At 64.1% G+C, this 17,075-nt stretch carries 13 protein-coding genes and 1 rRNA gene; 7 read left to right on the top strand and 7 right to left on the bottom strand.

From position 1 onward, the window contains the following. Positions 1-165: 165 nt before the first annotated feature. Genes F600_RS0112710 through F600_RS28000 form a run of 4 tightly spaced genes read left to right on the top strand, consistent with a single transcriptional unit; the run spans position 166 to position 9,430 of the window. Entirely contained in the window at positions 166-396 is a 231-nt protein-coding gene (locus F600_RS0112710; RefSeq protein WP_245541527.1) for an acyl carrier protein, read from the top strand. Next, on the top strand, positions 396-2,123 hold the full coding sequence (locus tag F600_RS0112705; protein ID WP_018161000.1) for a fatty acyl-AMP ligase: 1,728 nt from the start codon (positions 396-398) through the stop codon (positions 2,121-2,123). Before F600_RS0112710 ends, F600_RS0112705 begins: the two co-directional genes overlap by 1 nt. Further along, positions 2,120-6,292 (top strand): type I polyketide synthase, encoded by a 4,173-nt coding sequence (locus F600_RS0112700; protein ID WP_018160999.1) that lies wholly within the window; start codon positions 2,120-2,122, stop codon positions 6,290-6,292. Before F600_RS0112705 ends, F600_RS0112700 begins: the two co-directional genes overlap by 4 nt. 3 nt (positions 6,293-6,295) lie before the next feature. Beyond that, the gene (locus F600_RS28000) at positions 6,296-9,430 is read left to right on the top strand and encodes an MMPL family transporter (RefSeq protein ID WP_018160998.1); all 3,135 of its coding nucleotides are present in this window, start codon (positions 6,296-6,298) and stop codon (positions 9,428-9,430) included. Here F600_RS28000 and F600_RS0112690 read toward each other — a convergent pair. From F600_RS0112690 to F600_RS0112680, 3 genes are read right to left on the bottom strand one after another with little or no spacing between them, the layout of a single operon-like run. Beyond that, the gene (locus F600_RS0112690) at positions 9,414-10,289 is read right to left on the bottom strand and encodes a tetratricopeptide repeat protein (protein ID WP_018160997.1); all 876 of its coding nucleotides are present in this window, start codon (positions 10,287-10,289) and stop codon (positions 9,414-9,416) included. The two genes, F600_RS28000 and F600_RS0112690, sit on opposite strands and share 17 nt — an antisense overlap. A 48-nt stretch (positions 10,290-10,337) precedes the next feature. Beyond that, entirely contained in the window at positions 10,338-10,679 is a 342-nt protein-coding gene (locus tag F600_RS0112685) for a DUF3817 domain-containing protein (protein WP_018160996.1), read from the bottom strand. Beyond that, positions 10,672-11,862: an acetyl-CoA C-acetyltransferase gene (locus F600_RS0112680; RefSeq protein WP_018160995.1), complete on the bottom strand. Its 1,191-nt coding sequence runs from the start codon at positions 11,860-11,862 to the stop codon at positions 10,672-10,674. The genes F600_RS0112685 and F600_RS0112680 overlap by 8 nt, the downstream gene beginning before the upstream one ends. Positions 11,863-11,915: 53 nt before the next feature. On the opposite strand from F600_RS0112680, the gene mce reads away from it, so the two are divergent. Next, positions 11,916-12,377: a methylmalonyl-CoA epimerase gene (gene mce / locus F600_RS0112675; RefSeq protein ID WP_018160994.1), complete on the top strand. Its 462-nt coding sequence runs from the start codon at positions 11,916-11,918 to the stop codon at positions 12,375-12,377. Positions 12,378-12,428: 51 nt separating this feature from the next. Further along, complete coding sequence (locus tag F600_RS27995; RefSeq protein ID WP_018160993.1) at positions 12,429-13,196, top strand: coiled-coil domain-containing protein; 768 nt, start codon at positions 12,429-12,431, stop codon at positions 13,194-13,196. Here the strand turns inward: F600_RS27995 and F600_RS31165 are convergent. Then, the gene (locus F600_RS31165) at positions 13,186-13,467 is read right to left on the bottom strand and encodes a hypothetical protein (protein ID WP_081628832.1); all 282 of its coding nucleotides are present in this window, start codon (positions 13,465-13,467) and stop codon (positions 13,186-13,188) included. The genes F600_RS27995 and F600_RS31165 overlap by 11 nt on opposite strands. A gap of 36 nt (positions 13,468-13,503) precedes the next feature. Next, a complete protein-coding gene (nucS, locus tag F600_RS0112665; protein WP_026306491.1) occupies positions 13,504-14,175 on the bottom strand; it encodes an endonuclease NucS in 672 nt (223 codons plus the stop codon). Between the two features lie 58 nt (positions 14,176-14,233). Here nucS and F600_RS0112660 point away from each other — a divergent pair, with 58 nt between their 5' ends. Continuing rightward, positions 14,234-15,790: a N,N-dimethylformamidase beta subunit family domain-containing protein gene (locus F600_RS0112660; protein WP_156024569.1), complete on the top strand. Its 1,557-nt coding sequence runs from the start codon at positions 14,234-14,236 to the stop codon at positions 15,788-15,790. A gap of 6 nt (positions 15,791-15,796) precedes the next feature. Here the strand turns inward: F600_RS0112660 and F600_RS0112655 are convergent, their stop codons facing one another. Together F600_RS0112655 and rrf are read right to left on the bottom strand one after the other, a co-directional pair. Continuing rightward, positions 15,797-16,714 (bottom strand): diacylglycerol/lipid kinase family protein, encoded by a 918-nt coding sequence (locus tag F600_RS0112655; RefSeq protein ID WP_018160990.1) that lies wholly within the window; start codon positions 16,712-16,714, stop codon positions 15,797-15,799. Between the two features lie 98 nt (positions 16,715-16,812). Continuing rightward, a 5S ribosomal RNA gene (gene rrf / locus F600_RS0112650) occupies positions 16,813-16,929 on the bottom strand. Between the last annotated feature and the right edge of the window lie 146 nt (positions 16,930-17,075).

Genomic DNA, 17,075 nt, shown 5'->3' with positions numbered 1-17,075 from the left:
CCCTAGGTGTAGATCCCTAACACCTAGTGGGTGATCACCCACCCTTTGGGGGCGTTCAACGCCCCTTCCATCTGCGGAACATTTGGACGCATACCGCATCCACCGTGTGAATCTCTGCAGATAGGAACTCCGATGAATGCCCACCGCCGCAATATCATCCGCTGGTTGACGACGCGGGTTGCGTCCTACCTCGAGGTGCCGGTCCACCACGTCGACGCTATGGTTCCGCTGGCTGAACTGGGCGTAGACTCCGTTTACGCGGTCAGCCTCGTCGGCGACGTCGAGGCACATTTCGACATCGAGGTGGATGCCACGATGATCTTCGATTACCCCACGCTGGCTCACATCGCTGAGTTCATCGAATCCGCGCTTGTCGAGCAGTCCGCGGCCGCGTAATGACAAGCGAACTCGTCACACATCTGATCGGCAATTTCGAGTCGTATGGCGACGCCCGAACCTTCACGTTCCTGCGTGAGGCCGGGAGAAGTCTCGTCCCGGACGTCATCACCTACCGCGAACTGGACCGAAATGCCCGCGAAACCGCAGCGTGGCTCGGCGACCACGCGCCGGCCGATCGGCCTGTGCTCCTTCTCTTCGAGCCGGGCATCGATTTCTGGAAGGCATTCCTCGGTTGCCTCTACGCGGGTATTCCGGCAATCCCGGCGCCGCTTCCCCATGACCAACGAAGCATGGCTCGCGTCACGTCGATCCTGACGAGCGCGGGCGCCAGCCTGGCACTCACGACCGAGAACCTGCGCGAACTGTTCGTCGGCGGCATCGCCGCGCTCGGACTCGACGACCCGATCGACGTCGTGGCGATCGGCGATGCGACGCGCGCGAACACGGACGACTGGACCCCGCCCGTCATCTCGAACGCCGCGGTCGCCTTCCTGCAGTACACGTCCGGCTCGACGGGAGACCCCAAAGGGGTCGAAGTCTCCCATTCCAACGTCTTCCACAACCTGGGCGCCATTTCCCAAGCGCTCGAATTCGGCGACCACTCGGTTGTGACCGGATGGATTCCCCATTTTCACGACATGGGTCTCATCGGGTCGATCATCGCGTTCTACAACGGCGCAAACCTGGTTTCGATGGCCCCGCTGGCTTTCCTCAAACAACCGGTCCGCATGTTGCAAGCGATCCACGACTACCGCGGAACAGCTTATGCCGCACCGAATTTCTCCTATGACCTGATCGCACGCCGGACGACTCCGGAACAGATTGCCGCGCTCGATCTCTCCTCCTGGAAGGTGGCGATCAACGGAGCTGAACCGATTCGACAGCGGGCGATCGAGCGCTTTCTCGAGGTTCTCGAGCCAGCCGGCTTTGCGCCGTCGGTGATGCGTCCCGCGTACGGCATGGCGGAAGTAACGCTTATGGCAACCGTCAGCCGAGGCGTACCGAAACACCTATCGGCCGATGCGGACGCTCTTGAACAGAATCAGTTCGTATCCGGCGGAAAGCGCCCGGTCAGCCTGGTCAGTTCAGGCCCAGCCGCCCCCGGTATCGAGGTCATAACCGTCAATCCGGAGACATGCGAGGTCCTCCCCGAAGACCACGTGGGTGAGATCTGGCTCCGCGGCGAGAGCATCGCGGCCGGCTATCGCAGCCGACCGGTTGAGACGGAGGAGCGATTCAACGCCTTCACCTCGCAGGTCGACGGACCGTATTTGCGCACCGGCGACCTGGGATTCCTCCATGACGGTGAGCTGTACGTGACCGGTCGATGCAAGGACTTGCTGATCGTCAATGGGCGCAACCTGTACCCACAGGACATCGAGGAGTTCGTGCAGGACCTGCACCCGGCGATCGCAGGTTCCCGCGGAGTAGCGGTATCACTCGACGCGAACGAAGCCGAACGGCTGGTGCTGATCCAGGCGGTCCGTCCCGAACTTCTCGGCGAGCTCAATCTGCACGACCTCGCGTCGAAGGTGCGTTTGGCGATCGCCCGTGACTTCGAGGTACCCGCGCCGAGCATCGTCTTCGTCGAACGCTCGGCAATCCACCTCACCACCAGCGGCAAGGTTCAACGAGCCTCGATGAAAGCCGCCTTCCAGTCCGGTGAGCTGACCGGTGTTCTGCACGAGACGCTCGAACGCGCACTCGTTGGAGTCGGCACATGACGTCGAACGACATCGCCATCGTCGGGATCGATTGTCGATTCCCGAAGGCCAACGACCCCGCGCAGTTATGGAAGCTGCTTCTGGATGGTGCCGATGGCATCGACGTCGTTCCCGCCGACCATTGGGACGCGAAAGCGCTCGAATCCGCCGGCACGGTCAACCACCACACCGGCGGATTCCTCAGCGACGCAGATGCTTTCGACAACGACTTCTTCGGGATCACGCCGCGCGAAGCCGCCGCGATGGACCCGCAGCAGCGACTGCTGCTGCAGTCCACCTGGCGTGCTTTCGAGAATGCGACGCTCGATCCGCGGCGCCAGGCAGGGTCGAACACCGGCGTCTACGTCGGCGTGATGGCGAACGAATGGGCGCAGCTCAACCTGCGCGACTACCAATCGATCACCGCGCAGGACGGCTCGGGCAACGGCTACTTCATGACGGCGAACCGGCTGTCGTACCAATTCGACCTCAAGGGGCCGAGCTTGGCAGTCGATACCGCGTGCTCCTCGTCTCTGGTCGCGGTACACCTCGCCACGCAAGCGCTCCGTAACGGCGAGTGCGACCAGGCCATCGCCGGGGGCGTGAATCTGACGCTGACCCCGGCGATCAACGTCTTCTACACGCAAGCCGGGCTCGCTGCCCCCGACGGACGATGCAAGCCATTCAGCGGGACCGCGGACGGGATCGGGCGCGGCGAAGGTGTCGGGGTTGTCGTTCTCCGCCGCCTCGACGACGCGATCAAAGCCGGCCTGCCGATCTGGGCGCTCATTAAAGGCAGCGCGGTCAACAGTGATGGCAAGAGCAACGGCATCACCGCACCGAACCGCTGGGCCCAGCAGAAGGTCGTGGAATCCGCGTACCGGAATGCTTCGATCACCGCAGCGGCCGTCGATTTTCTCGAGGCGCACGGCACGGGAACCGTCCTGGGCGACATGATCGAGACGAAAGCGCTTGGTCATTTATTTCGTTCGCGACGGGACCGACCGTGCGCGATCGGCTCGATCAAGGGCAATCTGGGGCACACCGAGGGCGCAGCCGGCATTGCGGGCCTCATCAAGACCGTTCTCAGCATTCATCACCGGATCGTTCCGCCGTCTCGATTCGCTGACACCGAGAACGCCGACCTGCGCCTTTCCGAAGGCGGACTTCGACTGCTGACCACACCGATGGACCTTCCCGAGGGCGAAGTCGTGGCGGGATTGTCGAGCTTCGGCATGGGCGGAACGAACTGCCACGTGGTCGTGGCGAGCGCGCCGCCCCGCGCCGCAACTGCTTCGACCGGACCCGGCATCCTCACGCTGTCGTCGAACACCGTCGAGGGACTGCGCCGCAACGCCCTTCTACTCGCCGACGACATCGAGGCGAACGAAGCGCCCATCGATCAACTGTGCTGGTCGACCAACCAGACCAAGGCATCAGGCAAGGTACGCGCAGCGTTCCTTGCCAGCGACCGCGCCGCCGCGGCAGCCCAACTCCGCGGCGACCTCACGATCGGTCGTGCGCTGGGGATGTCGACCGGCTGGATGTTCAACGGCCAGGGCACGCAGTTCGCGGGCATGGGCAGCGTCGTATTCGACGGACCCGACATCCTTCGCGTTGCATTTGACCAAGTCGAGGACGCCCTACTCCCCCACCTCGGCCTGCGGATTCGCGAGGTGATGGCCGACGATCGGATCAACGCGACCGAGTTCGCTCAGCCCGCGATCTTTGCGATTCAGTACGCGCAAGCGAAGGCGCTACTCTCGCTCGGAGCGGAGCCTGCCTGGCTGGTCGGGCACAGTATCGGTGAGTTCGCGGCGGCCACGATCGCCGAGATCCTGACTCTCGACGACGCCGCGCGTCTCGTCGCCGCGCGCGGGCGCCTGATGCAGAGCCTGCCGGTCACGGGTGGGATGCTGGCGGTCCGCGCTGCCTTGTCCGAACTCGAGACGAGCACTCTCGACGTCGCCGCGGTCAATGGCCCGCAAGACGTCGTGCTGGCCGGTTCGCTCGATGCCGTGGCGGAGGTCGCCGCCGAACTCGAGAGCCGCGGGCACACCACGCGTCGACTCAACACCTCACATGCGTTCCATTCTTCGTTGATGGAGCCGATGATCGCGGAGTTCGCCGAGGTCGCGGCAGCGTGCACGTATTCGCCCGCAGCATTCCCGATCTACTCGACCGTCCGTGGCCGCCTTCTCGATGACGAAGAGCCGATGGATGCGGACTACTGGGTCGAACACATCCGTTCGACCGTCCAGTTCGCTTCCGCGACCACGGCAGCGCTCGAAGCCGGGCCGACCCACCTCGTCGAATTCGGTGCGAAGCGTGTTCTCAGCCCGATGATCCCGCGCCTGAATCCAGAGGCCCCGACGTCGCTGTGCGTCGCTGACGGATTCGCTGACGCTGTCCTCGCGCTGTATCGGGACGGCCTGAGTCCGCAGTGGAACCTGCTGTACCGCAAGTCTTCTCAGGTCCCTCATCGCCTCATCGGCTACGCGTTCGACACCTCGAACCGATTCTGGATCAAAGAACCAACCGCCCTCCCGCCGACTCCGGTCATCGCCCAAACCACTCAGGACCCGACCATGGACAACCTCATCGCCCTCTTCCGCGAGCAGGCCGCCGTGCTCGCGGCCTACGGGAAGGTCGCCCCTCTCGGCGACGCACCGCCGGTCGCCGCGGCGGTCACCCCGCAGTCTGTATCCAACAACGTCGCCGACATCGTGTTCGGTGAAGTCGCCCGCATCAGCGGGTTCCCGCAGTCGAAGTTGCGCACCAACCAGTCGATCATCGGCGAACTCGGCTTCGACTCGATCATGCTCGCCGACCTGTTCTCGGGTCTCAAACGTCAACTGCCGAACCAGTCGATCGACCCGGCTGTGCTCGCATCGGCCAGTACGCTCGCCGACGTCATCGCGCTGGCTGGCGGTCGTCCGACCATCGTCACTGCAGCGCCCTTGAACGCCGTGGCACCGCAGTCCCGCATAAGCGACTTCGAAGAGGTCAAGGCCCTGCGCGACCGCTTTGCCCTGCTCGGTGCAGTGGGGGTCGAGACGAACCCCTACTTCCTCGTCAATGATGGCGTCACCCGCGACACGTCGATCATCGACGGCGAGCCCGTCATCAATTTCTCGAGCTACAACTACCTCGGAATGTCCGGCCACCCGGCCGTGTCTGCGGCCGTCGCCGACGCCGTCGACCGCTGGGGCAGCTCGTGCTCGGCCTCCCGCTTGCTCTCGGGCGAGAAGCCGGTCCATCGCGAGCTTGAACTCGAACTCGCGAGCCTCCTCGGCACCGAAGACGCGATGGCACTGGTGAGCGGTCACGCCACAAATGTGACCGTCATCGGCCACCTCCTCGGCGAGGGCGACCTGGTGATCCACGACAGCCTCGCTCACGACAGCATCATGCAGGGCTGCAAACTGTCCGGCGCCACCCGTAGGCCGTTCCCGCACAACGACTTCGAAGCCCTCGACGAACTCCTCACGCAGATTCGACACCAGTACCGCCGGGTCCTCATCATCATCGAAGGTGTCTACAGCCAGGACGGCGATATCCCAGACCTCCCGGCGTTCATCGAGGTCAAGCGCAAGCACCAGGCGTTGCTCATGATCGACGAAGCGCACAGCATCGGCGTCCTGGGCGCGACCGGCGCGGGCCTCGGTGAGTACTTCGGCGTCGACCGCTCAGATGTCGAACTGTGGTCGGGCACGATGTCGAAGGCACTCGCCGGGTGCGGTGGCTATGTCGGCGGCTCCGCGGAGTTGATCGAGTTCCTCAAGTACACGACGCCGGGATTCATTTACAGCGTCGGGATGCCGCCTCCCACGGCGGCCGCCTCGCTCGCGGCTATTCGTACGATGCGCGCGGAGCCCGAGCACCTCAAGCGCCTGCGCGCCCACTCGGCGTTGTTCCTCAAGCTCGCCCGCGAGGCCGGGATCGACACGGGTGACAGTTACGACACTCCCGTCATCCCATGCATCGTGGGTAGTTCGATCAACGCCCTGCGCCTGTCGATCGCGCTGCTCAAGCGCGGTATCAACTCGAACCCGATCCTCTACCCCGCGGTACCCGAGGACAAGGCGCGCCTGCGCTTCTTCATCACGGCCTGCCACACGGAGGAGCAGATCCGGAGTTCGGTGAAGATCCTTGCCGAGGAGATCGCCCTGTTGGAACAAGGGGTCTGAGACATGCTGAGGACCATCGCGCAGTTTTGTGTCACTCGACCGAAGGCAGTCCTCGGCGCGGTCGGCGTTCTCCTCATCCTGTGCATCGTGCTGGGGTCAAACGTCACTCAGCGTCTCGGCGTCGCGGGCTTTTCGAATCCCGATTCGGAGTCGAGTCGCGCGGCGGTCCTCATCGCCGACAAATTCGGCGGCACCCCCAACCTCGTCCTCGAGGTCCAGTCGCAACAAGGCAATGTCGACGACCCGGCGGTCGCGGACGTCGCAAATCAGACGGCAAAGGTTGTCGCCGGCGAACCGTCGGCGAAGGTCGTGAGCTCGTACTGGCGCGACCATGCCACGGACCTGCGGAGCCAGGACGGCCAATCGGGCCTCATCATGGTCCAGATCTCCGGCACCGAGGATCAGGCCGCGAAAACCGCCCGCCGGATCATCAAGGACCTTCCGGGCGACTCGAACGCGTCGGTGAAAGCAGGCGGACTGCTCGGCCTGCAGGTCGAGACCGAGAAGCAGGTCTCCGGCGACCTCGTCATCAGCGAGGCGATGGCGATTCCGGTGACGCTGGTCTTCCTGGTCATCGTATTCGGCGGCCTGATCGCGGCCGTGCTCCCGTTGTCGCTCGGCGTCACGTCGATCATCGCGGCACTCGGCGTGCTCGCGATACTGACGCGAATAACCGATGTCTCCGTCCACGCCCTCACGGTTGCCACGGCGTTCGGACTCGGACTCTCGATCGACTTCGGGCTACTGATGGTCTCCCGTTTCCGCGAGGAACGCGCGTCCGGCCTGGAACACGACGCCGCCATCGTCGAAACCGTCGCCTCGGCGGGACGCACGATCGTCTTCAGTGCGGCGACGGTAGCCCTGGCCATGTCCGGGCTGCTCGTCTTCCCGACCTATTTCCTGCGGTCGGTCGGCCTGGCTGCCAGCGTTGTCGTCATCCTGTCGGCGCTCAGTGCCATCACGGTTATGCCCGCCGTGATGGCACTGCTCGGCAACCGGATCGATTCTCTGCGGATCTTCCGACGTTCACCGGCGCCGCCCGAATCGGAATTCTGGCGACGCTGTGCACAGAAGGTCATCCGCAAGCCCCTCGTCTTTGCGCTACCGGTCATCGCCGTTCTCTTGGCGCTGGGAATTCCATTCCTGCACGCCCAGTACGCCACTCCCGACGAGCGCGCCCTGCCGCCGGGTTCGCCGGCGCGCGAGGTCACCCAATCGGTGCGCGCGAACTACTCTGTCGACTCCTCGAGCGCGATCACGATCATCACCGAGACCGACCCGGACAGCCTCCGGGCCATGGCCGAGCCGATCTCACGCTTGCCCGGTGTCTCGCGCGTCGACGGTTCGTTCGGCAGCTTCGCGCAGGGAAAGCAAGTCGCCGAACCAAGCCCGGCATCTGCTGGCTTCTCCGCCGGCAATTCGGGTTACGTCCTGGTGCAGATGTCGGTGAGCTCGCAGTCCGACCAGGCGCGCGATCTCGTCGACAAGATCCGAACCGACTTCACCGACGGCAAGGGTCTGGTCGGCGGTCCGGCCGCCGTTCTCGTCGACAGTCGCGCGGCCGTGACCGACAATCTCGGCGTCGCCATTCTCATCATTGCGGTCGCGACGTTCGTGATGATGTTCCTGTTCACCGGCAGTGTGATCGTTCCGATCAAGGCCCTGACTCTGAACCTGTTCGTGCTGTCCGGCGTGCTCGGCCTGATGGTGCTGATCTTCCAAGACGGTTGGTTTGCGGGCGCTCTTGGCGTCACGCCTGCTCCGCTCGGCCTTCCCATGGTCGTCCTGTTGTGCTGCATCGCGTTCAGCCTGTCGGTCGACTACGAGATCTTCCTGTTGAGCCGCATCAAGGAAGCGCGCGACAGCGGACTCTCGAATGACGTCGCGATCGTCGCCGGGCTCAGCAAGGTCGGCCGAATCGTCAGCAGCGCAGCCATTCTGTTGACCATCACTCTGGTGTCCTTCACCAACGGACTGTCGTTCATGAAGATGTTCGGTATCGGTACCGCACTCGCCGTGACGCTCGACGCGACGGTCATCCGGGGCATCGTCGTCCCGGCGTTCCTGCGTGTCGCCGGTGAGCTCAACTGGTGGGCGCCCGCCCCGCTGCGGCGGTTCTACGAGCGGTTCGGTCTTCGGGAATCGGACGGAAAGCCTTCGCCAACAACATCTTCTACCTCGAGAGAAGTCGAGGTGCTGCCCGGCCACCACGTTGTCGCCGCGGTCGACGGAATCGCCGCCGTCATCTCCCGCCGCGACACCGAGTCCGACTCGGCAAGCCTGGCGTGGAGTGTTCTCGAGGTCGCGCGTCGCAGCCGGAACGACGGCGTCGCCCTCGCCGCTGGGCTTTCCGAGATCGCCGTCCAGATGCGAGCCGACCTTGGCGTCGCGATTCCGTCCGCGAACGGGCTCACCGTCTTCCTCCGCGGATCGGCGACCTCGACACTTGACGGTTCGGAGGGCGCCCGGACGGTACTCGCGTGCCTCGATGCCGAGCACGGCGACTGCTATCGCGTGCCACTCCCCCTCGGACCGATCACGCTCGCGATCCGAGATGGCAATGCGATGGACCTCGACGGACCTCGCGAACCGGGCAACAACCGACTGGCCAACTGGATGGCCTTTGGTCAGGGCGCCGTGTTGTGGCCGGTCGGATCGATGACCGTGCTGCCACCGCCACCACCCTCCCCGGCGGCACCTGAACCTGCGCCGGCGCCGATGCCCGTCTCGGTGGCCGAGCCGACGGGTCGCTTTGAGCCGTTTTCCATTCCACCGCCCGTTGCCGCGCGAATTGAGATCCCCCGCGTGACCCTCGACGACGGCACCGCCTTCGACGTCGACGGCGACTACCTGGTCGGACGCAACCCCTCGGTCTCGCGTGAGCCGGGGTTCCGAACGATGCGCATCGACGACCCTCAGGTGTCACGTGTGCATGCCGCGATTCGCACGATCAACGGCGACGTCTACGTCGTCGACCAGGACTCCCACAATGGTGTCTACCTCCAGACGAGCGACGGAACCTGGAGTCGGGTGCCCACGCGGGTGCCCACCGTGTGGCGGCCGGGCACCGAAGTACGGATCGGCAACCGCGTACTGCGACTCGAACTCGTCAGCGCAGCGACTAGTAAAGTGCGGTAGCCAACCGGCGGCGAGCCGCCTTCACAATCGGCTCGGCCGGGTCGAACAGCTCGAAGAGTTCGAGCAGACGAGTCCGAACCGCCGTGCGATCGTCGTCGGCAAAACGTCGGACCGCATCGATGAGGCGCTGGAACGCAGCTTCGGGCTCCTGGCGCAGCATCTCGATGTCGGCCGCCTTCAACTGTGCCTCGACATCGTCGGGGTTCGCGTTGGCGTGCACATAATCGTCGGGCGTCAGCGATTCGGCCCGCTGGAGCAGTCCGACCTGGCGCAGCGCCGCCTTGGCTTCGCCGTTGTGCGGCTCCGACTGCAGGATCTTTTCGTAAGCCGCCTGCGCACCCGCGAGGTCACCCGAGTCGAGCAGGTTCTCCGCGGCCACGAAGCGGGGGTCGGCCGGCATGTCGTCCTCGAGAGCGCCTTCGCCACCTTCGAGCTTGCCGGCCGTTGCCTGCAGCAGCGCCTCGATCCACTTGCGGACCTGCGTCTCCGACTGCACACCCGGCAGATCGGCGAGCGGACGTCCGCCGGCTACGGCGACAGTCGTGGGGATCGATTGGATGCCGAACACCTGCGCGATGCGCATGTTGGCATCGACGTCGACCCGCGCGAGCTGCCACGTGCCGTTGCCCTCCGCAACGAGCGTGTCGAAGATCTGGACCAGCTGAACGCTCGCGGGGCTCCGTGTCGAATACAGCGCAACGACCACGGGAATCTGGATCGACCGGTTGAGAACCTCGACCTCGAAGTTCTCCTCGGTGACGTCGACTGAGAACGCCGACGTCGACGCCGGAGCCTCTGCGGTCTTGGCCGGACGCTTCAGCGCCGACAGGTCGACAGCACCGGACATGGCAGCCGCCATTGCGGCGGTGGGCTTGCGAGCACCAGGGCGAGTCACGTGCCTACTTTCTCATTCCTCGATTACGAGAGGCTGAACCGAAAGTTCCCCGAGGTTTCCGGAACGAACCGTCCAGACCTCGAACACGACGGCCGCCAGCGGCGGCACCGACGAGATCAACGCCAACAACGTCACGCGTGGCGTCCACTGCAGCGCGCGGGCCGACATGACCGTCACGAGCAGGAACAGGAGAAATACCGCGCCGTGGATCGGTCCGAAGACCTTGACGCCGATTTCGTTCCCATTCTCCGGCAGGTGTTTGAAGGCCATTCCGATGAGGAGCCCCACCCAGGTGAACGCCTCCAGGATGGCGACGAAGCGAAACCGCTTCGCCGCCGTCGAGAGATCAAGCACGCGCAGGAACCTTGATGATCAGTGCGTCGCCCTGGCCACCGCCACCGCACAGCGCGGCCGCACCCACTCCGCCACCGCGGCGCGCAAGTTCGAGTGCGAGGTGCAGCGTGATCCGGGCACCGGACATGCCAAGCGGGTGTCCGATCGCGATCGCGCCACCGTTGACGTTGACCTTCTCCCCGTCCAGGCCGAGCGTGCGGGCCGACGAGAGGCCGACCACCGCGAACGCCTCGTTGATCTCGACGACGTCGAGATCGGACGGCGAGATGCCTTCCTTCTGGCAGGCCTTCGAGATCGCGTTCGCCGGCTGCGACTGCAGCGTCGAGTCCGGGCCGGCCACCATGCCGTGCGCACCGATTTCGGCGATCCACTCGAGGCCGAGCTCTTCGGCCTTCGCCTTGCTCATGACGACGACGGCCGCAGCACCATCCGAGAGCTGGGAAGCGTTGCCAGCGGTCACTGTTCCGGTCTTGCTGAACGCGGCGCGCAGCTTGCCGAGCGACTCCGCGGTCGCGTCACCGCGGATGCCCTCATCCTCGGTCACGGTGATCGGCTCACCACGACGCTGCGGAACCTCAACCGGAACGACCTCGTTGTCGAAGACGCCGTTCTTCCAGGCCGTCGCGGCCCGCTGGTGCGACGCGGCGGCGAACTCGTCCTGGTCCTCGCGCGAGATCTTCTCGGTCTCGTTCGCATTGTCGGTGAGGCCACCCATGATGAGGCCGGTGAAGTGGTCGTCGAGGGCGTCGTAGTTCATGTGGTCGACCATCGTGACACTGCCGTACTTGTAGCCCTCGCGGCTCTTGAGCAGCAGATGCGGTGCTTGCGACATCGACTCCTGGCCACCGGCGACGATGACGTCATACTCCCCTGCGCGGATGAGCTGATCGGCGAGCGCGATGGCATTGATTCCCGAGAGACACACCTTGTTGACGGTCACCGACGGCGTCGACATCGGAATTCCGGCGTATGCCGCTGCCTGACGAGCCGGCATCTGGCCCGCGCCGGCGGTCAAGACCTGACCCATGATGACGTACTCGACCTGCTCGGCCGCGACGCCGCCCTTCTCGAGGGCCGCCTTGATCGCGAATCCTCCGAGCTGTGCGCCCGTGAAGTCCTTGAGTCCGCCCAGCAGCTTGCCAACCGGGGTTCGTGCCCCAGAAACGATGACCGACGTCGTCATTACATCTCCTTGTGAAAGATTTCCTCCATCGAGGTTAGCGCTAGGGTCATCGCATGGGTTACTCAGCATCGGAAGCTCTCACTTCGCATATCACCGCCATCGATCATGTCGGTATTGCAGTGGCAGATCTCGACCAGGCGATCGCCTGGTACGCCGCCAATCTGGGCCTACAGGTCCAGCACCGGGAAACGAACGAGGCGCAGGGCGTCGAGGAAGCAATGGTCGGAGTTCCCGGCGCTCCCGCTGGTTCGACCCTCATTCAGCTCCTCGCCCCGCTGACCCCCGAGTCGACGATCGCCAAGTTCATCGACCGCAACGGTCCGGGTATGCAGCAGCTCGCTTACCGCGTCGCGGACCTTGACGCGGCGTCGGCTGACCTGCGCAGCAAGGGCATTCGCCTGCTCTATGACGCACCGCGATCCGGCACGGCGGGTTCGCGCATCAACTTCGTGCACCCCAAGGATGCCGGCGGAATCCTGGTCGAGCTCGTCGAGCCTGGTCAGAGCGATCACTAACTGCAACCTTTTGGCCTGATCTGTCCGATTCACCACGGGTACGTTGTGGGCATGGGCGACGATCATCAGTTTTCGACGGTCCGCCGCGGGTTACATCCGGGCGAGGTGAAAGCCCACCTCGCCCGGCTCAACGACGACCTGCAGATGACCGCGGACGACCGCGACTCGGCCGCAGCGCAAGCGCGCTCGCTGGCGAAACAACTCGACGCGGCGCGCGTCGAGATCGAAGAACTGCACCGCGCGGTCGATCGGCTGGCCGCGGCCCCAACTTCGACGCAAGGCATGAGTGATCGGCTCACTCGGATGCTTCGCCTTGCCGAGGACGAGGCTGAAGAGATTCGTGCGACAGCTCATTCCGACGCTGCCGAGAGACTTGCGATCGCCGAACAGAACGCCGAATCGGTCCGTGCGGAAGCCCACCGTCTCGCGATCGAGACGAAGGAGAGTCTGTCCGCTGCGCAGACCGAGGCGAACGAGATCGTCGCCGCCGCGCATGCCGAAGCGTCCCGGATCTCCGTCGAGGCCGAGCACCAGCGAAAGTCGGAGCAGCACGACTTCGAAACGACGATGCGCGAACGCCGCGCGAAGCTCACCGCGGAACTCGACGATCTCGAAAGATCAACGCGCGCCAAGGCCGCGCAGCTCAAGAAGGAATCAGACCTCGCGGCGGCTCAGCAGCTGGCGCAGGCGCGGGAGACGGCCGAGAACCTGCGGGTCGTGCGGGCCAACATCCTCAATCAGCTCATGGGGATCCGCGAACAGCTCGACCAGGTGCCCGATCAGCTGTCCGCAATCGAGGACGAGAAGCTCATCGACTAGGCCGACGAGTCATGCGCGAGTTCCAGCAACCCGTGTGCCAATGCCGGCGGTCGTCAGCACCGTGGAAGCCGTCGTTTCGCCACACCACGACGTGCGCGGTACCCGGCCGGATCTCATGGTCGCAACCCGGACACCGATACGCCTTGACCGCCCGTCCGCCGGGGATATCCCGTACCAGGTAGTCGCCGCCCGGACCGGACTGAACCCGCTGCGCCGACGCCGATGCCAGGGGCCGCGGCGACGCCGGCGTACGAGAATTCTTTCGGGGCACGATGCAAGCGTATTTCAGGGCCCGAATTCCGATTGCCTAGAACAACCGGAACTCGTCGTTGACGGTTCCCTTGAGGGCGTCGTAATCAAGTGTGAGACAGCGGATTCCGCGGTCATTGGCGAGCGTCTTGGCTTGCGGCTTGATCTGCTGCGCCGCGAATACCCCGGAGACGGGAGCCAGTAATGGATCGCGGTTGAGCAACTCGAGATAGCGCGTCAGCTGTTCTACGCCGTCGATCTCGCCACGACGCTTGATCTCGACGGCAACGGTCGAACCATCAGCATCGCGGCACAGCAGGTCGACCGGCCCAATTGCCGTCGGGTATTCACGACGGACAAGCGTGTACCCATCCCCCAACGTCTGAACGTGGATCGCGAGCAGTTCCTGCAGGTGTGCTTCGACGCCGTCCTTCTGCAGACCGGGGTCGATGCCGAGTTCGTGGCTGGTGTCGTGGACGATTTCCTCGATGTGAATACGCAGTTCTTCACCAGCTTTGTTGGTGACGACCCACAGGGTCTTGCCGTCCTCGGACTTGTCCGTGACCCAGCATGGTGGGGACATCCAGTTCAACGGCTTGTACGAACCGCCGTCGGAGTGAACGAGCACCGATCCGTCGGCCTTCATCACGAGCAAGCGCTTCGCTTTCGGGAGGAATGCCGTCAATCGGCCGGCATATTCGACTTCGCACACAGCAACGACAAGACGCACGCGCCCAACTTAGCGCCCCTGCCGAGCCGGAGTGAACCCGGTGCAGCAGAATACGGCGGTGACTAACTGGGTTGCCCGCCGTCGGCCGGCGTTCGTGCTCGCCACTGTGCTGTTCGCAACTGCTGCTTGTTCGCATGACACCGCACCGACCGCGCAGACCCCGGTCACCACGTCACCGACCGCTAAGGTGCCCGAGGGCACTCCCGGCTGGGACATCCATAACCCGGGTGCCGACCACGCGATCGAAGGTTTCACCGACCACATCAGCGCGGTGCCTGGAGACCACGTTCGCGTGTACGTGTCAACGACAGCGGATACGTATCAGGTCCGCGCCTACCGGATGGGCAACTACGCCAAGTCCGAGGCTCAACAGGTCTGGATATCGGACAAGCTTCCGGGGAAGCGTCAGCCTGCACCGGTCATCCAGGCGCCGACCAACACGGTCACCGCCCCGTGGGAACCGACCCTCACCCTCGACACCAAGGGCTGGCAACCGGGTGACTACCTTCTGCGTCTCGAGGCTGACAGCGGCGCCATGCAATATGTCCCGCTCACCGTTCGGACCCCGTCCAACAAGGGCAAGATCGTCATCATCAACGCCGTGACCACGTGGCAGGCCTACAACGCGTGGGGTGGCTACAGCCTCTATCACGGTCCTTCCGGCGGGTCGTCCGACCGCGCCCACGCGGTCAGCTTTGATCGTCCCTATCAGGCGAAGTCCATGAGCGGAGCGGGCGACTTCCTCTTCTTCGAGCTACCATTCGTCCTGTTCGCCGAGCGCTCTGGACACGACCTCGGATACGCGACGGATGCGGACCTCGAAGCCGACCCGCACGTTCTCGACGGCGCTGCGGCAGTCATCACACTCAGCCACGATGAGTACTGGTCACCGAAAATGCGGAACGCGTTTGTCCGAGCCCGGGACAAGGGCACGAACCTTGCCTTCCTCGGTGGCAACGACGCCTACCGGCACATGCGGTTCGACAAGACGCCCCTCGGGCCCAACCGCCTCGAGATCGACTACAAGTCGTTCGAAGAGGACCCGATGAGCGCGACTCATCCGGATCTCGCGACGCAGGAATGGCGTTACCCACCGAACTCGAAGCCCGAGAGCGCAATTCTCGGAAACTACTACCACTGCAATCCCGTGACGGCCGACTTGGTCGCCGTCAACACCACGAACTGGCTCACCAAGGGCCTGGTCACAGCCGGCCAACACCTGCCACGGATGGTTGGCGACGAGTACAACACCGTCGACCTCTCCGTCCCCACGCCCCGACCGCTTGAAGTCCTCTTCCACTCCCCGCTCACCTGTCGGGGCCAGAGCGACTTCGCCGATGTCACGTACTACACAACGGCGAGTGGCGCGGGTGTCTTCGCAGCGGGGACCGAGTACTGGGTGTGCGGTATCGATCCGTGGTGCAAGCGCGCCAATTCGCCGGAGGACACCACGCGTCGAACCATGCAGGAGATAACGACTCGGCTCCTCGATGCGTACGCCAAAGGTCCCGCCGGCCGGACGCATCCCGCTGCGGACAACCTCGTGCAGATCGGCGTACCGGGCGCCGCGGACTATCCCAACCCGAACGCCCCGAACGCACTGGTCCCGCAGTAGACGCGATTAATTGGGCACGAGAATGTTCACTGAGTCCGGTTCAGTCGAGATCGTCACGTCGAGGAAGTCACCGACATAGTCGCCGTCTACTTGGACAGGGAACTCCCGGTCACCCTTCACGCGTAGCAGTTGGACGTGCTCGGTCTCTCGAACGTGGCGGTGGCTCACGGCTCCGAGTCGTTCGATGAAGACCCGACTCAGCAATGAGGGGACGTTGTAGGTCGACAGTTCCGTCATAGCGACCACGGCAAGATCTGGGTCAGCCATCGACGCTGACTTCGCCAAGGTGACCGACTGGCCGCGGAAGTAGCTGAACGGGTGGCTGTTCTGCGCGATGACGGTAATCCCCGCATCCCCCACTTCGTCCGCCTGATACGACAGTTGCACCGGGTTCTGCCAATACTCACGGAAGTACCCGTATACGGCCGAGCCGGTGAAGTAGAGCGCGCCGAGCCGACGCTTCCAATCGGGATGCGCGTCCACGAGTCGGGCAACGGATGCATCGAGCCCGCACCCACACGCAAAAACGAAGCGGCGGCCATTCATGGAGCCCACCGTCATTCGCTGGGGATGAGCGTCGTTTCGCATGACTCGGATGGCACGGACCGGATCGTTGGCGTATCCGAGGGATCGTGCAACTACGTTCGTGGAACCAGCTGGAACGGGCGCTACGACGATATCGCTGTCCCCCACACCGTTCACGACCTCGTTGAAGGTGCCGTCGCCGCCCAGGGCAAGAATCGTGCGGTATCCCTTGTCCACTGCGTTGGCCGCCATGTCGATCGCATGACCCTTGGCCTCCGTGTAGGCGATATCGACCCAGGATTGGCCTGCCACCGCCGCGATGACCTTGTCAATTACCGGCCGCCGCGCTTTCGTCGCATGCGGATTGGCGATGAGCAACGCCGGCGACTCGAAGGGCATACGCAAAAAGGCTACAGAGACGGCCGGATTCGGACGTCAAATCTGTTCCGAAATGCCAAAAGAGGGACCCTGGTGAGGGTCCCTCTTTGGTGAAGGGTGTCCGGCGGTGTCCTACTCTCCCACACCATGTCTAGTGCAGTACCATCGGCGCAGTGAGGCTTAGCTTCCGGGTTCGGGATGGGACCGGGCGTTTCCCTCACGCTATTGCCGCCGTAACTCTATGAAACTATCACCATCGCTACATAGTGAGCGGGGTGGTGTGTTGTTTCAGATACCGGACAGTGGACGTGAATATCAATTCGCTACAGGCTTTTCTACAAAAGCAGACAACCCTGAGGTTTTAGTCTTTGTAGTGTTTTTG

Origin of the sequence: Smaragdicoccus niigatensis DSM 44881 = NBRC 103563, assembly GCF_000380645.1 — a bacterium.
Classification (GTDB): Bacteria; Actinomycetota; Actinomycetes; order Mycobacteriales; family Mycobacteriaceae; genus Smaragdicoccus; species Smaragdicoccus niigatensis.
This window is presented reverse-complemented; position numbering and strand designations above follow the sequence as displayed.

Excerpts from the sequence above, each read along its gene's own strand:
- F600_RS0112705 (WP_018161000.1), top strand. The coding sequence starts at position 396 with ATGACAAGCGAACTCGTCACACATCTGATCGGCAATTTCGAGTCGTAT.
- F600_RS0112700 (WP_018160999.1), top strand. The coding sequence starts at position 2,120 with ATGACGTCGAACGACATCGCCATCGTCGGGATCGATTGTCGATTCCCG.
- F600_RS28000 (WP_018160998.1), top strand. The coding sequence starts at position 6,296 with ATGCTGAGGACCATCGCGCAGTTTTGTGTCACTCGACCGAAGGCAGTC.
- F600_RS0112690 (WP_018160997.1), bottom strand. The coding sequence starts at position 10,289 with ATGGCGGCTGCCATGTCCGGTGCTGTCGACCTGTCGGCGCTGAAGCGT.
- F600_RS0112680 (WP_018160995.1), bottom strand. The coding sequence starts at position 11,862 with ATGACGACGTCGGTCATCGTTTCTGGGGCACGAACCCCGGTTGGCAAG.
- mce (WP_018160994.1), top strand. The coding sequence starts at position 11,916 with ATGGGTTACTCAGCATCGGAAGCTCTCACTTCGCATATCACCGCCATC.
- F600_RS27995 (WP_018160993.1), top strand. The coding sequence starts at position 12,429 with ATGGGCGACGATCATCAGTTTTCGACGGTCCGCCGCGGGTTACATCCG.
- F600_RS0112655 (WP_018160990.1), bottom strand. The coding sequence starts at position 16,714 with ATGCCCTTCGAGTCGCCGGCGTTGCTCATCGCCAATCCGCATGCGACG.